Here is a 13466-nt window from a genome sequence, read left to right as displayed (position 1 = left end):
CACCCCCCGTGGGATATTTGTGGACAAAGAATGGGTCATGCTGGGAGGAGCTCCTTTCGGACCTCTTCAAGCAGCCGTTTGGCTTCCGAGCCTTGGAGTTTCTGGATGTCGTCCTGGTACTTCAGGATGGCGCCGAGGGTGTCGGAGATGACTTCGGGCGAAAGCGCGATGACGTCGAGGGCGAGGAGGCATTTGGCCCAGTCGATGGTTTCGGCCACGCCGGGGCGCTTGAAGAGGTCTTCGCGGCGGAGTTTCTGGACGAAGGCCACCACCTCGCGGCTGAGCTGGGCTTGGGCCTCGGGGGCGCGGGCGTTCAGGATCTGCAGCTCGCGGTCGAAGGTCGGGTAGTCGACCCAGTGGTAGAGGCAGCGGCGTTTGAGGGCGTCGTGGACCTCACGCGTGCGGTTCGAGGTGAGGATCACGATGGGGGGTTCGGGGGCCTTGATCGTGCCAAGCTCGGGGATGGTGACCTGGAAGTCGGAGAGAGCTTCGAGGAGGAAGGCCTCGAAAGGCTCGTCGGTGCGGTCAAGTTCGTCGATGAGGAGGACGGGCGCGCCGCCGGGCTGGGGCCGCATGGCGGCGAGGAGCGGGCGTTCGATCAGGTAGTCTTCGGTGAAAAGCTCTGTCTTCAGGGCTTCGCGGTCGCCGCCGCCTGCGGCCTCGGTTGTGCGGATGGCGATCATCTGGGCGGCGAAGTTCCATTCGGCGACGGCAGAGGCGGCATCGAGGCCCTCGTAGCACTGGAGCCGGATGAGGCGGCGTCCGAGGGCGGTGGCGAGGGTCTTGGCGATCTCGGTCTTGCCGACGCCGGCCTCGCCTTCAAGGAAGAGCGGGCGGCCGAGTTTCAGGGAGAGGAAGACCACGGTCGCAAGCGCGCGGGAGGCGACGTAGCCCTGGCCCGAGAGGAGCATTTCAACGGCGTCGATGCTTTGGGGGGTTTGGATCACCTGTCACTCCTCGTTGCCGGTCAGACTGGCGGGCGCGTCGGGGTGGGTCAAGGCTGGATCGGCGGTTTCGGCCTGCAACCATAGTCGCAGGGACCGGAGCGGCGCGCGGTCGGGATGGGGCCGGGGCCAGACGAGGTAGTAGCTGCCAAGCGCCGCTATCGGGCCGCCGAAGACGGGGACCAGACGGCGCTCGGCAAGCTCTCGGGTGATGAGGAAGGTCGGGATCAGGGCGAGGCCCATGCCGTGGACCGCGGCCTGGGTCAGGGTGGCGAACTGGTCGAACATCATGCCGGGCGGGCGGAGGCCGGGGTGGCCGTGGTGGGCCAGCCAGCGGCCCCAGTCGCCGGTGCGGCTTTCAAGCTGAAGGAGAGGGTGGCCGAGGACCTCTGTGGCCGAAGCGAAGGGTTTGGTCAGGCCGGGGGCGGCGACGGCGATCACCTCTTCATCCATGAGTTTCAGGTAGTCCACTCCTGGCCAGTCCTGCCGGCCGTAGTGGATGGCGGCGTCGAAGGGGGTGCCTGCAAAGTCGAAGGGTCGGAGGCGGGTGGAGAGGTTCAGGGTAACCTCCGGGTGGTGTTGCGTGAAGCGGGCAAGACGCGGGGCGAGCCAGTGCATGCCGAAAGCCGGGAGGATCGCGAGGTTCAGACTGCCGCCGGTGGGGTTGGCCCTAAGCGTGATCGAGGCAGAGGCGAGCAGATTCAGCACCTTGCGGACCTCGTTGACGTAGTCCAGTGCCGCTGGCGTCAGGCGAAGGCGCTGCTTCTCCCTTAGGATCAGCGGCACTCCAAGCTGCGCCTCAAGCCCTTGCAAGGCGCGGCTGATCGCGCCCTGGGTCAGCGACAGCTCCTGAGCGGCGGCTGATGCGGTGCCAAGGCGGCCGACCGCCTCCAACGCCATGAGCGCGGGGATCGCGGGCAGGTAGCGGCGGGGTAGCATTATGAGTTTCCCTCATGAACCCGTGCAGGGCTTTCGATAGCGCGGAAGGCGCTTTCGTGCAATCCTTGGCGCAAAGATGGAGGTTCCCATGCCCGATACCCTGCAGCCTGCACCGAAGCTGAAACCGAAGGACGCACCCGACCTTGGCCGGTTCGACTGGGAAGACGCCTTCCGCCTGGACGACCAGCTGACCGAGGAAGAGCGGATGCTGCGCGACGGTGCACGCGCATATGCGCAGGAGAAGCTGCAGCCTCGTGTTATCGCCGCCTACCGGGATGAGGCGGCCGACCCCTCGATCTTCCGCGAGATGGGCGGGATGGGGCTTCTGGGGATCACGATCCCGGAGGAGTACGGCGGGCTTGGGGCGTCCTACGTGGCCTACGGCCTGGTCGCCCGGGAAGTGGAGCGAGTGGACAGCGGCTATCGCAGCATGATGTCGGTGCAGTCGAGCCTGGTGATGTACCCGATCTATGCCTACGGAACCGAAGCGCAACGGAAGAAGTATCTGCCCAAGCTCGCCTCGGGTGAGTGGATCGGCTGCTTCGGGCTGACGGAACCCGATGCGGGGTCGGACCCCGCCGGGATGAAGACCGTCGCGAAGAAGACCGCCAACGGCTATGTGCTGAACGGCGCCAAGATGTGGATTTCCAACGCCCCGATCGCCGATGTCTTCGTGGTCTGGGCCAAGTCCGACGCGCATGGCGGCAAGATCAAGGGCTTTGTCCTCGACAAGGGCACCAAGGGCCTGTCGGCGCCGAAGGTCGGGGGAAAGCTTTCCTTGCGCGCCTCGATAACCGGCGAGATCGTGCTGAAGGACGTGGAGGTCGGGGATGACGCGCTTTTGCCGCACGTCGAGGGGCTGAAGGGCCCGTTCGGCTGCCTCAACCGGGCGCGCTACGGGATCAGCTGGGGGGTCATGGGGTCGGCCGAGTTCTGCCTGCACGCCGCGCGCCAGTACGGGCTTGACCGCAAGCAGTTCGGCAAACCCATCGCGGGCACGCAGCTGTTCCAGCTGAAGCTTGCCAACATGCTGACTGAGATAAGCCTTGGCCTGCAGGCCTCTCTCCGCGTCGGGCGACTTCTGGACGAGGCCAATGCGGCACCCGAGATGATTTCGCTCATCAAGCGCAACAATTGCGGCAAGGCGCTGGAGATCGCCCGCTGGTCGCGCGACATGCATGGCGGCAACGGCATCCAGGAAGACTACCAGATCATGCGCCACATGGTGAACCTGGAGACCGTCAACACCTATGAGGGCACGCATGACATCCATGCGCTGATCCTTGGCCGGGCGATCACCGGGCTGCAGGCGTTTTTCTGATTTTGCGGCGCTGCACCGGCCATGCTAAGCCTCGACCGGCGCGCCCTTTGGGGCTGATGGATGCCTCCGGCGGGGATATTTTCGCAAAGATGAAACGAGCGGCGCGATGCGGGTGACGGCCGTTCTGACGGTGCGCAACGAGGGGGCCTTCCTTCTTGAATGGCTTGCACACCACCGCGCGGCGGGGATTACCGACTTCCTGGTCTTTTCCAACGACTGCGCCGACGGCACCGATGCGATGCTGGACCGGCTGCAGGCGATCGGCTGGCTGACCCATCTGCGGAACCCCGGCCCTCACCCGGAAGGCCCGCAATGGGCGGCCTTGAAGCTTGCCGACAAGCATCCGCTGGTGCGGCAGGCGGACTGGCTTCTGCCGCTCGACATCGACGAATTCGTCAACATCCATGCGGGCGACCGGACAGTTCCCGCCCTGTTGGCGGCCTTGCCGGAGGCGACGGCGATCACGCTGACCTGGCGGCTCTTCGGCAATCCCGGCATTGTCGAGTACGCCGACGAGCCGGTTACCCGGACCTTCACCCGCGCGGCGCCTGCGGTTCTGCATTGGCCGTGGCGCGCGGTGCTTTTCAAGACGCTGGTCCGGAACGACGGAAGCTACGGCAAGCTTGGCGTCCACCGCCCCCGCGCGCCCGTGGCGGACCGGATGGCAGAGCAGAGGTGGTTCGACGGCTCTGGCCGACGCCTGCCGCCAACCTTCCACACCAAGAGGATCTTCTCGGACATCGGACGGGACAACAACGCCTTGGTGCAGCTGAACCATTACGCGCTTGGTTCGCTGCAAAGCTTTCTTCTGAAGCGCGATCGGGGCCGGGCGGTGCATGCCGACGCCGGCCTCGATGCCGGTTACTGGATCGAGCGCAACTTTGTGCAGGACGAAGATCGCACGATCCTTGCGCTGGATAGCCAGGCGTTGTGCGCCGAGCTTCTGTCCGATCCGGTGCTCGGGCCCTTGCACCAGAGGTCCGTCGCATGGCGTCATTCGCGCTTCAAAGAGCTGATGCGGGAAGACGTCTGGCGGACGCTTTACGGCCAGCTTATGATGACCTCACCGACACGCGTGCTAAGTCGGGAAGAAGCCGAGTCGATATGGAAGCCCCATGTTGGACGCGCCGTAACCGTGGATTGAGTAATGAGCGCTGCGCGCCACCGCCGGGCGTTTAGTTGTCGACGATTGACCGGACAATCACACACTGGCGCGATCAATGGACACGCTTCTGGTGCAAGGTCTTGTCCCGGCTGGTTAATCCCTTCAAAGTCGGATTATCGCGCCAAGGAACTCAACCGCTGCCATGTTTGCCATGACTGACCGTGCTCAGCCGCCCGACTGGCAACGCCCGATGCTGGCGATCGCCGAAGGCGACGGCGACTTCCTGCCGCTGGGCGACCGCCACTATGCCTTCTTTGCCGAAGAGCGTCCGCTGCTTCTGGTGACGTTCGAGGATGCCGCGATGCTGCGGGAACGCGACGACTATCTGCCCGAGCATTACGCGCTGGCAAAGGCAAGCGGATGGTCGATCCTCACGATCCTTTGCGAGGGCGAGACCTGGTGGCGCGACCCGGCGGTCTTTCGCTATTTCGACCGGCTGGCCGATGACGGGTTTCTCGAGGATTTCGACCGCGTGGTGTTCTACGGCGCGGGGCCGGCTGGCTATGCGGCAGCGGCCTATTCGATCACCGCACCGCAGGCCGAACTGGTGCTTGTCGCCCCCCGCGCGACGCTTGACCCGGCACTCGCGGGTTGGGACGAACGCCACCGGATCGCGCGGCGGATCAACTTCCGCGGCCGTTACGGTTATGCGCCAGACATGACGGAAAGCGCGTCGCGGGTGTGGCTGATCCACGATCCGCTGCATCAGCCGGATGCGATGCATGCGGCCCTGTTCCAGCGTCCCTGGGTGACACCGCTTCATGCCCGCTATACCGGCGAGGGCACCGAGGACACGCTTCGCGAGATGAAGGTCCTGGACCGGATCCTTGAGGCGGCGATGGAGGGCAAGCTGTCGACCGAGCTTTTCTCATGGCTCTGGCGGGGACGCCGGTCGAACGGCAGCTACCTGCGCGCGGTTCTGGCGGCAGCGCGGCTGTCGGGCCATCCCAAGCGCGAGATCAAGATCTGCCGGTCGGTCACCTCGCGGCTGAACGCCCCGCGGTTTGCGCGTCGTTTGGCGGAGCTTACGGGCGAAGGCCGCTGATCAGCCGCTGTAAACTGCGAGCATTTCTTGCAGCTCCACCGTCCGGTCGATGGTAACGCGGCGCATGCAGCCGTAGACCAGAAGCGGCTCGGCGCTGCCGCCATCCATCGCATCGCCTTCGGCCTCGCAGGTCTTGTCACGGAAGATGATCCAGGCCCGCTGCGCCTGGCGCAGCGTTTCAACCGTGCTCTTCTCATCTCTGGGAAGATTTGCGTCCCATTGCTTCAGCCTGGCAATCACCACCTTGTAGACAGCGTTGAGATCGGCGTCGGCGGCTTGCCAGTCGGCGTAGGCGCATTCGTTCAGCTCCATCTGCGTCACCGCATTTGCGCAGTTCGCCACGTCCGCAGAAGCGGCATGGCCAGCCATGCAGGCAAGTATGACAAGAACAGGTTTGAACATGGCAGGCTCCATGGCTTTCGCAATCCTGAAGAAGTTATGTCAGCGATGCCACTGGAAACGCAGTCAGGTTTGCATTACCAGACCCGCCCATGCACCAGATCACGATCCGCCGCCCCGACGACTGGCATCTGCACCTGCGCGATGGCGCGATGCTGAAGGCCGTGCTGCCGGAAACCGCCCGCCACTTCGCCCGCGCCATCGTCATGCCGAATCTGGTGCCGCCGGTGGTCACGCTGGATCACGCCGTCGCCTACCGTGCGCGGATCATGGCCGCCCTGCCCCAGGACATGGCGTTCGAGCCGCTGATGACGCTTTACCTGACCGAAGGCACCAACCCCGCAGACGTCGCCCGCGCTCATGCGTCGGGGCTGGTGAAGGCGGTAAAGCTCTATCCGGCCGGGGCAACGACGAATTCGCAGTCCGGGGTGCGCGATCTGGCCAAGGTCATGCCCGTGCTGGAGAAAATGGCCGAGATCGGCCTGCCTCTCTGCACGCATGGCGAGGTGACGACGCCAGAAGTCGACATCTTCGACCGCGAGGCCGTTTTCATCGATACCGTCCTTGCCCCCCTCCGCCGCCGCCTGCCGGAGCTCCGCGTAGTGATGGAGCATATCACGACCGAGGAAGGCGTCGCCTATGCCGCCGAAGGGGGCGATACCCTGGCGGCGACGATCACCACGCATCACCTGATCATCAACCGCAACCATATCCTCGCGGGAGGGATCAGGCCGCACTACTACTGCCTGCCCGTCGCAAAGCGCGAAAAGCACCGTCTGGCGCTGCGCCGTGCCGCGACGTCGGGCAGCCCCCGCTACTTCCTGGGGACTGACAGCGCGCCGCATGTGGACGCATTGAAGGAGCATGCCTGCGGCTGTGCGGGCTGCTTTACCGCGACCAACACGCTTTCCCTGCTCGCCCACGTCTTCGAGGAAGAAGGGGCGCTGGACCGGCTTGAGGGGTTCACTTCGCTCAATGGTCCGGCCTTCTACGGCCTGCCGGTGAACGAAGCCACGATCCAGCTGGAAAAGCGTGCCGAGCCCTGCGTCTGGCCCGAGAAGATCGTTTCGGACGCCGGTCCCGTCACTGTCTTCAACCCCGGCTTCCCCGTACACTGGCACATACTCACCTGACGCCTCCTCGATGACTTCGTCACTCGTCGGCCGCGCGCGAGGAGGAGACGAAGTCGAACGACGAGCCCTCCCCGAAAGGACCACCCATGATCCCCTCGACCTTCCCGCCGAAAGAGGAAATCGCCCGCCTGACCGCGCGCGCGCTTCTGGAGATCAAGGCTGTCCACTTCAACGCCGAGACGCCCTTCACGCTCGCCTCGGGCCTCCCTTCCCCCACCTACATCGACTGCCGCAAGCTCATCTCCTACCCCCGCATCCGGTCCGCCCTGATGGACTTCCTCGCAATCACCATCATGAGGGAAGCGGGGTTCGAAGCCTTTGACAACATCGCCGGCGGTGAGACGGCGGGCATCCCCTTTGCCGCCCTGATGGCAGAGCGCCTGGCGCTGCCGATGACCTATGTCCGCAAGAAGCCGAAAGGCTATGGCCGCAACGCCCGGATCGAAGGCGCCATGACGGAAGGCGAGCGGGTGCTCCTGGTCGAGGATCTGACCACCGACGGTGGCTCGAAGCTGTCTTTCGTCGATGCCATCCGGGAGACCGGGGCCACCTGCGGCCACACTGCCGTGATCTTCTATTACGGCATCTTCCCCGAAACGACCGAACGCCTGGCTGCGCATGGCGTCAAACTTCACCATCTCTGCACCTGGTGGGACGTCCTGGCCGAAGCGCGCGCGCAAGGCGCGTTCGATGCAGCGACCCTGGCCGAGGTGGAGACCTTCCTCAAAGCCCCGCGGGACTGGCAGGACGCGCGAAAACCCGCCTGACGTCACGGAACCGTCATAAAATCGGGGGGCGGAGCTGTGGGCGCTTTGTGGATAAGCGGCACTCCGAATCGTCGCTCTTGAGGCTCCCTTCGCAGGCACCGCCAGATGTGGTAGGGTGACCCTCCAGAACAGGGCAAAACCCGACTCGGCCCCGCCTTATCCCCAGACTTGTTCCCCGGTTGCCGGGGCGTATGCGGATCGGGCAGAGAAGGCCCGGCAGGAGGCAGTCATGACCGAGATCACCGCGCTAAGACCGATGGTGCCCGCACTGGCACCGGCGGACGCAGAAGTGTTGCCGCACAACATCGAGGCCGAACAACAGCTTCTTGGCGCAATTCTAACGAACAATGAGGTCTACGACCGCATTTCATCGCTGGTGAAGGCCGAGCACTTCTTCGACCCTGTGCATCAGCGCATCTTCGAGATCGCGGCCGCGCGCATCCAGAAGAACGCGCTCGCCTCGCCCGTGACGCTGAAGGCCTTTCTCGAAGATGACGTAGGCCTGAAGGAACTGGGCGGGCCCGCCTATCTTGTGCGCCTCGCGGGCGCCGCGATCTCGGCCTACGCCGCGCGGGACTACGCGCAGATGATCTACGATCTCTCGGTCCGCCGCGAACTGATCCAGCTTGGCCGCGACATTGCCGCCCAGGCCGCGAAGATCGAGGTCGAAAGCGAGCCCAAGGACCAGATCATCGATGCCGAACAGCGGCTTTACAAGTTGGGCGAGCAGGGTACGGCAGAGCGCGGTTTCCAAAGCTTTCTCAAAGCTGTAACGGATGCTGTTAATGTTGCCAACGCCGCTTACCAGCGCGACGGCGGCCTTGCGGGCATCTCGACCGGCCTTATCGACATGGACAAGAAGCTGGGCGGGCTGCACCCGTCCGACCTTCTGATCCTCGCGGGCCGCCCATCGATGGGCAAGACCTCGCTCGCCACCAACATCGCCTTCAACATCGCGAAAGCCCATCGCCGGGGCCGCTTGCCCGACGGAACGGACGGCTCGGTCGAAGGCGGGGTCGTGGGCTTCTTCAGCCTCGAGATGTCAGCCGAGCAGCTTGCGGCGCGGATTCTCTCCGAGGCGTCAGAAGTCCCATCAGAACAGATCCGCCGCGGCGACATGACCGAACAGGAATTTCGCCGTTTCGTCGAAGCCGCAAAGGCGCTGGAGGCTTGTCCCCTTTACATCGACGACACCCCGGCCCTGCCGATCAGCCAGGTTGCCGCCCGCGCCCGGCGGTTGAAGCGGACCCATGGGCTCGATGTGCTGATCATCGACTACCTGCAGCTTCTGAAGGGCTCGTCCAAGGACAACCGCGTCCAGGAAGTCTCTGAAATCACGCAAGGTTTGAAAGCCATCGCGAAAGAGCTGAACATTCCGGTCATCGCGCTCTCGCAGCTTTCGCGGCAGGTGGAAAACCGCGAAGACAAGCGACCCCAGCTTTCGGACCTCCGCGAATCCGGCTCGATCGAGCAGGACGCGGACGTCGTGATGTTCGTCTTCCGCGAGGAATACTACCGCGAACGCGAAAAGCCCGGCGACCATGAGTTGGAGAAGATGGCGCAGTGGCAGGCGATGATGGAAAACGTGCACGGCAAGGCCGAAGTGATCATCGGCAAACAGCGTCACGGGCCGATTGGCACGATCGAGCTCTCGTTCGAGGGTCGCTTCACCCGCTTCGGCAATCTCGCCCGGCCCTGGCAGGGGACCGGTGGGCCGGACGTGGGCTTCTAGATCGGCTGCTGCGGCCACTTCAGCGCATCGCGACGGAGCGATAAGCAAGCGAATCCCGCGCGGGTCCTGGAGCGGAGGTTTTCCCTTGACCCCGCCCCCTTGCCGGTCGAAAGAGCCGAATGGCCACTGCAAACCTGACCGTTGATCTTGATGCGATCGCCGCGAACTGGCGGGCGCTGAACCGGCTTTCGGGCCAGAGTGTCCAGACCGCCGCCGTGGTGAAGGCCGACGCCTATGGCCTTGGGGTGACCCGCGTCGCCCGGACTTTGGCCGCGTCAGGCGCCCGCCGCTTCTTCGTGGCCTATGCCGAGGAAGGCGCCGCCGTCCGTCAGGCCTTGGGACCGGGGCCGCAGATCGGGGTCCTCTCTGGCCACATGCCCGGCGATACCGAGATGATCCATGATCTTGACCTCACGCCGATGCTGAACAGCCTCGAGCAGATCACCCGGCATCTTGAGGCGCTGCCCGGCCACGCCTTTGGTGTGCAGCTTGACACCGGCATGAACCGGCTGGGCGTCGAGATGCTGGAATGGCAGGCCGTCGCGCCGATCCTGATCGAAGCCGGCCCCGAGCTTCTGATGAGCCACCTCGCCTGCGCCGACGACCCCGACCACCCAGCGAACGAAGCGCAGCTTAAGGTCTTCCACGAGATGACCGATGGCACGGGCGTCCCGCGCAGCTTTGCGGCAACCGGCGGCATCCTTCTTGGCCAGCGCTATCATTTCGATCTGACCCGCCCAGGTGTCGGCCTTTACGGCGGCAAGCCCTACGACGCAGCGATCCCCGCGGTGACCCTGACCTTGCCCGTGATCCAGACCCGCGAAGTCGAGCCGGGCGAAACCGTAGGTTACGGCTGCACCTGGACCGCCGAACGGCCAAGCGTGATCGCCACCGTGGCGGGAGGCTATGCCGACGGCCTGCCCCGGACCCTGTCGAGCAAGGCCCAGCTCTGGGACGGCGATACGCCCTGCCCGCTGGTTGGCCGCGTCTCGATGGACCTGATCACCGTCGACATCACCGACCTGCCCGAAGTGCCCCGCAGCCTCGATATCCTTGGCCCGAACCAAGGCGTAGATGCGCTGGCCGATACGGCAGGCACCATCGGCTACGAGATCCTGACCGCACTCGGGGCCCGATACACCCGCCGCTATCAGGAGAGCACGGCATGATCGTCGGCACGCTCGGCTCGCTTGGCCGCGCGGTCCTGCAGGCCGTCGGTGCCGTAGGTCGGGTGACGCTTTTCGCAGGGTCAATCCTCGCCCATATCCTGCGACCGCCGTTCTACCTGCGCGAACTTGGCCACTCGCTTCTGCAGATCGGGTGGTATTCCCTGCCCGTCGTCGGCCTGACCGCGATCTTCACCGGCGGTGCGCTTGCCTTGCAGATCTACGCCGGCGGGTCACGGTTCAACGCTGAGGCCGTCGTCCCCTCCATCGTCGCCATCGGCATGACGCGCGAGCTGGGGCCGGTCCTCGGCGGTCTGATGGTTGCCGCAAGGGTCGCGTCCTCGATCGCCGCCGAGATCGGCACGATGAAGGTCACCGAGCAGATCGACGCCCTCGTCACCCTTTCGACCAACCCCCTGAAATACCTGGCCGTCCCCCGCGTACTTGCAGCGACCCTCTCGATGCCCGTCCTCGTCGCGGTCGGCGACGCCATCGGCATCATGGGCGGCTGGCTCGTCGGGATCACGCGGCTGGACTTCAACTCGGCGGCCTACCTGAAGAACACCGCCGACTTCCTCGAGGTCTGGGACGTAGGCTCCGGCCTCGTCAAGGGCGCGGTCTTCGGCTTCATCGTGGCACTCATGGGCTGCTACCACGGCATGAACTCCGCCCGCGGGGCGCAAGGCGTGGGGGCCGCGACGAAAGCCGCCGTCGTTTCCGCGTCTGTCCTGATCCTCGCCGCGAACTACGTCCTGACCGAGGTGTTCTTCACCTCATGATCACGCTCACGGATGTCCACAAGGCCTTCGGGGCCAACCGGGTGCTACAAGGGGTGAATCTCACCATCGCCTCGGCCACCTCGATGGTGATCATCGGCGGCTCCGGCACCGGCAAGTCGGTCCTGCTGAAATGCATCCTTGGCCTCGTCCGCCCCGACAGCGGCCAGATCACCCTCGATGGCCAGGACGTCACCAAAACCGACCGCGACGCCTTTCTTGCCCGTTTCGGGATGCTGTTCCAAGGCGGCGCCCTCTTCGACTCGCTCCGCGTCTGGGAAAACGTCGCGTTCCGTCTTCTACGCGGCTCGAAGGCACTCCCGAAGCCCCAGGCCCGCGAGATCGCCATCGAAAAGCTCCGCCGCGTGGGCCTTAAGCCCGAGACCGCCGACCTTTTCCCCGCCGAGCTTTCCGGCGGCATGCAGAAACGTGTGGGCCTCGCCCGCGCCATCGCGGCGGAACCGGAGATCATCTTCTTCGACGAACCCACCACCGGCCTTGATCCGATCATGGCCGGTGTCATCAACGAACTGATCCGCGAGATCGTGGTGGAAATGGGCGTGACGGCGATGACAATCACCCACGACATGTCCTCGGTCCGCGCGATTGCGGATAATGTCGCCATGCTGCACGGTGGGGTGATCCGCTGGACCGGACCGGTGGGCGAAATGGACGCGACGCCAGATGCTTACGTGCAGCAGTTCATTCATGGGCGAGCCGATGGGCCGATTGAGAGTGTGAGATGATCCTTTATCGACCGACTGGACGCAAGGAACTGGACTTGATTGAAAGTAGTGGCTGGCGTCGCTGCCATCACGTTTGCCGGATCAACCAATCTTTTATCCGGTAACGACCTTTGCCTATGCAGAGAAGATTGCTCGCGACTGGAACTCGGTGCTGCCCGCACCGAATAATGAAGGGTTTGTGACTCGGTTCGAGATCAACGCCGCAACGGCTGCCCGCTATCCAGTTCAACAGGCCGGGGGTAGAGATCATGAAGAACTCTGGGTTCCGGCGGAGGAGTTGGAGACTTTCAATGACGGGATTGTCGGAAGGATCGAAGTCGTAGCCGTCTATCGCGACGGAAAGCTGGTCGAAAAGTATACGGAGAAATGACCGTGAAGGCGCTACCTTACGCCAACCTCACCCTTCTCATCCTCTTCCCCATCGCCTGGTTCGCGCCGCTTCTCCGCGCAGCCCTCCTTCCGATCTTCGGGATGGACGAGATCTCGGTCATCACCGGCCTCCAGTCCCTCTGGGAGTCCGACGCGGCTCTGGCGTTGGTCGTGACCTTCCTTGCGATCTTCGCGCCCTATGCCAAGACCATCGGCCTGGCGCTTCTTCACTGGAACCTCCTCAGCCCCAGAACGCTTCCCGCGCTGGATATCCTCGGCAAGCTCGCCATGGCCGATGTCTTCCTGATCGCGCTCTACATCGTGATCGTGAAGGGCGCGGGCTATGTCACCATTGAGACCGCATGGGGGCTTTACCTCTTCACTGGCTGCATCCTGGCGTCGATTTTCGTGTCGTATGCCAGCAAGTCGGCGGGCTGACGTGGGTTCAGCTCATGCTCTCTGGGATGCGGCGTTGGTACTTTGGACCATCCTGGCCCCGATCCTGACGCTGTGGATGGCCTTTCGTTCTAAGTTGCGTGGGAAAGACAAGTTCGAGTTTGTTTTCCTGCTGTTCTTCGCCTGGTTCCTGGCTGCAGGCAGCATTTCCGTGGAACCGACCTTCGTTTCGGCGGACTGGGGCTTCACCATCGGTGTGATTGCATCGCTCGGTTTCTGGATCGGTCTGCACCGATTGGTCACGGAATTGACCTGGCCGCATCGGTGGATTCTGCATATCCCGCTTGCGGGTTTGTCTTTTGCAGCGATCCTTCTTGGACTCCTGCTCCTGAGCTACGAGCGCAGTGGCGTGCACTGAGCTTTGCCTTGCCTTGATGCTGCCAAATATTCCGGGCAGTGTCGCCCCCAATGAAACAGATCGCCTCTTTCACCTGCACTGTCTGCGGCGCGGCCTATCGGAAGTGGGCCGGGAAATGCGACTCCTGCGGCGGCTGGAACACCATTGCCG

Annotated in this window: 16 protein-coding genes; 13 read left to right on the top strand and 3 right to left on the bottom strand. The window is 64.2% G+C overall.

Annotated elements, in window-relative coordinates; translation table 11 throughout:
* Positions 1 to 35: 35 nt before the first annotated feature.
* The gene (locus ACRCSW_RS15835; RefSeq protein ID WP_438706610.1) at positions 36 to 911 is read right to left on the bottom strand and encodes an AAA family ATPase; all 876 of its coding nucleotides are present in this window, start codon (positions 909 to 911) and stop codon (positions 36 to 38) included.
* 39 nt (positions 912 to 950) lie between these two features.
* Complete coding sequence (locus ACRCSW_RS15830; protein ID WP_438706609.1) at positions 951 to 1886, bottom strand: LysR substrate-binding domain-containing protein; 936 nt, start codon at positions 1884 to 1886, stop codon at positions 951 to 953.
* A gap of 85 nt (positions 1887 to 1971) precedes the next feature.
* On the opposite strand from ACRCSW_RS15830, the gene ACRCSW_RS15825 reads away from it, so the two are divergent.
* From ACRCSW_RS15825 to ACRCSW_RS15815, 3 genes are all read left to right on the top strand, one after another.
* Positions 1972 to 3204, top strand: a complete 1233-nt coding sequence (locus tag ACRCSW_RS15825; RefSeq protein WP_438706607.1) for an acyl-CoA dehydrogenase — start codon at positions 1972 to 1974, stop codon at positions 3202 to 3204.
* A 106-nt stretch (positions 3205 to 3310) separates the two neighbouring features.
* The gene (locus ACRCSW_RS15820; protein WP_438706606.1) at positions 3311 to 4348 is read left to right on the top strand and encodes a glycosyltransferase family 2 protein; all 1038 of its coding nucleotides are present in this window, start codon (positions 3311 to 3313) and stop codon (positions 4346 to 4348) included.
* 172 nt (positions 4349 to 4520) lie between these two features.
* Entirely contained in the window at positions 4521 to 5414 is an 894-nt protein-coding gene (locus ACRCSW_RS15815) for a phosphoadenosine phosphosulfate reductase (protein ID WP_438706605.1), read from the top strand.
* On the opposite strand, the gene ACRCSW_RS15810 is transcribed toward ACRCSW_RS15815, so the two are convergent.
* On the bottom strand, positions 5415 to 5816 hold the full coding sequence (locus tag ACRCSW_RS15810) for a lysozyme inhibitor LprI family protein (protein WP_438706604.1): 402 nt from the start codon (positions 5814 to 5816) through the stop codon (positions 5415 to 5417).
* Between the two features lie 89 nt (positions 5817 to 5905).
* On the opposite strand from ACRCSW_RS15810, the gene pyrC reads away from it, so the two are divergent.
* The 10 genes from pyrC to ACRCSW_RS15760 all read left to right on the top strand — a co-directional run.
* Positions 5906 to 6946 (top strand): dihydroorotase, encoded by a 1041-nt coding sequence (gene pyrC / locus ACRCSW_RS15805; RefSeq protein WP_438706603.1) that lies wholly within the window; start codon positions 5906 to 5908, stop codon positions 6944 to 6946.
* A gap of 86 nt (positions 6947 to 7032) precedes the next feature.
* A complete protein-coding gene (locus ACRCSW_RS15800; protein WP_438706602.1) occupies positions 7033 to 7713 on the top strand; it encodes an orotate phosphoribosyltransferase in 681 nt (226 codons plus the stop codon).
* Positions 7714 to 7942: 229 nt separating this feature from the next.
* Positions 7943 to 9445, top strand: a complete 1503-nt coding sequence (locus tag ACRCSW_RS15795) for a replicative DNA helicase (protein WP_438706601.1) — start codon at positions 7943 to 7945, stop codon at positions 9443 to 9445.
* Positions 9446 to 9564: 119 nt separating this feature from the next.
* Positions 9565 to 10614: an alanine racemase gene (gene alr, locus ACRCSW_RS15790; protein ID WP_438706600.1), complete on the top strand. Its 1050-nt coding sequence runs from the start codon at positions 9565 to 9567 to the stop codon at positions 10612 to 10614.
* A complete protein-coding gene (locus ACRCSW_RS15785) occupies positions 10611 to 11390 on the top strand; it encodes an MlaE family ABC transporter permease (protein ID WP_438706599.1) in 780 nt (259 codons plus the stop codon). Before alr ends, ACRCSW_RS15785 begins: the two co-directional genes overlap by 4 nt.
* Entirely contained in the window at positions 11387 to 12133 is a 747-nt protein-coding gene (locus ACRCSW_RS15780) for an ABC transporter ATP-binding protein (RefSeq protein ID WP_438706598.1), read from the top strand. Before ACRCSW_RS15785 ends, ACRCSW_RS15780 begins: the two co-directional genes overlap by 4 nt.
* Before the next feature lie 73 nt (positions 12134 to 12206).
* Complete coding sequence (locus ACRCSW_RS15775; protein WP_438706597.1) at positions 12207 to 12503, top strand: hypothetical protein; 297 nt, start codon at positions 12207 to 12209, stop codon at positions 12501 to 12503.
* Entirely contained in the window at positions 12500 to 12940 is a 441-nt protein-coding gene (locus ACRCSW_RS15770; protein ID WP_438706596.1) for a paraquat-inducible protein A, read from the top strand. The genes ACRCSW_RS15775 and ACRCSW_RS15770 overlap by 4 nt, the downstream gene beginning before the upstream one ends.
* Positions 12941 to 12974: 34 nt before the next feature.
* A complete protein-coding gene (locus ACRCSW_RS15765; protein WP_438706595.1) occupies positions 12975 to 13316 on the top strand; it encodes a hypothetical protein in 342 nt (113 codons plus the stop codon).
* Between the two features lie 50 nt (positions 13317 to 13366).
* A partial coding sequence (locus ACRCSW_RS15760) for a hypothetical protein (RefSeq protein ID WP_438706608.1) occupies positions 13367 to 13466 on the top strand: 100 nt, incomplete at its 3' end.

This window comes from Tabrizicola sp. (assembly GCF_051645465.1).
Taxonomy (GTDB): Bacteria; Pseudomonadota; Alphaproteobacteria; order Rhodobacterales; family Rhodobacteraceae; genus Tabrizicola.
The sequence above is the reverse complement of the archived record's forward strand: the minus strand, read 5'-3'. Positions and strand labels throughout refer to the sequence as shown.

Bases quoted from the DNA above. Each gene is read 5' to 3' on its own strand.
- ACRCSW_RS15835 (WP_438706610.1), bottom strand. From the start codon at position 911: ATGCTCCTCTCGGGCCAGGGCTACGTCGCCTCCCGCGCGCTTGCGACC.
- ACRCSW_RS15815 (WP_438706605.1), top strand. From the start codon at position 4,521: ATGACTGACCGTGCTCAGCCGCCCGACTGGCAACGCCCGATGCTGGCG.
- ACRCSW_RS15820 (WP_438706606.1), top strand. From the start codon at position 3,311: ATGCGGGTGACGGCCGTTCTGACGGTGCGCAACGAGGGGGCCTTCCTT.
- ACRCSW_RS15770 (WP_438706596.1), top strand. From the start codon at position 12,500: ATGACCGTGAAGGCGCTACCTTACGCCAACCTCACCCTTCTCATCCTC.
- ACRCSW_RS15800 (WP_438706602.1), top strand. From the start codon at position 7,033: ATGATCCCCTCGACCTTCCCGCCGAAAGAGGAAATCGCCCGCCTGACC.
- ACRCSW_RS15825 (WP_438706607.1), top strand. From the start codon at position 1,972: ATGCCCGATACCCTGCAGCCTGCACCGAAGCTGAAACCGAAGGACGCA.
- ACRCSW_RS15785 (WP_438706599.1), top strand. From the start codon at position 10,611: ATGATCGTCGGCACGCTCGGCTCGCTTGGCCGCGCGGTCCTGCAGGCC.
- ACRCSW_RS15810 (WP_438706604.1), bottom strand. From the start codon at position 5,816: ATGTTCAAACCTGTTCTTGTCATACTTGCCTGCATGGCTGGCCATGCC.
- alr (WP_438706600.1), top strand. From the start codon at position 9,565: ATGGCCACTGCAAACCTGACCGTTGATCTTGATGCGATCGCCGCGAAC.
- ACRCSW_RS15780 (WP_438706598.1), top strand. From the start codon at position 11,387: ATGATCACGCTCACGGATGTCCACAAGGCCTTCGGGGCCAACCGGGTG.
- ACRCSW_RS15795 (WP_438706601.1), top strand. From the start codon at position 7,943: ATGACCGAGATCACCGCGCTAAGACCGATGGTGCCCGCACTGGCACCG.
- pyrC (WP_438706603.1), top strand. From the start codon at position 5,906: ATGCACCAGATCACGATCCGCCGCCCCGACGACTGGCATCTGCACCTG.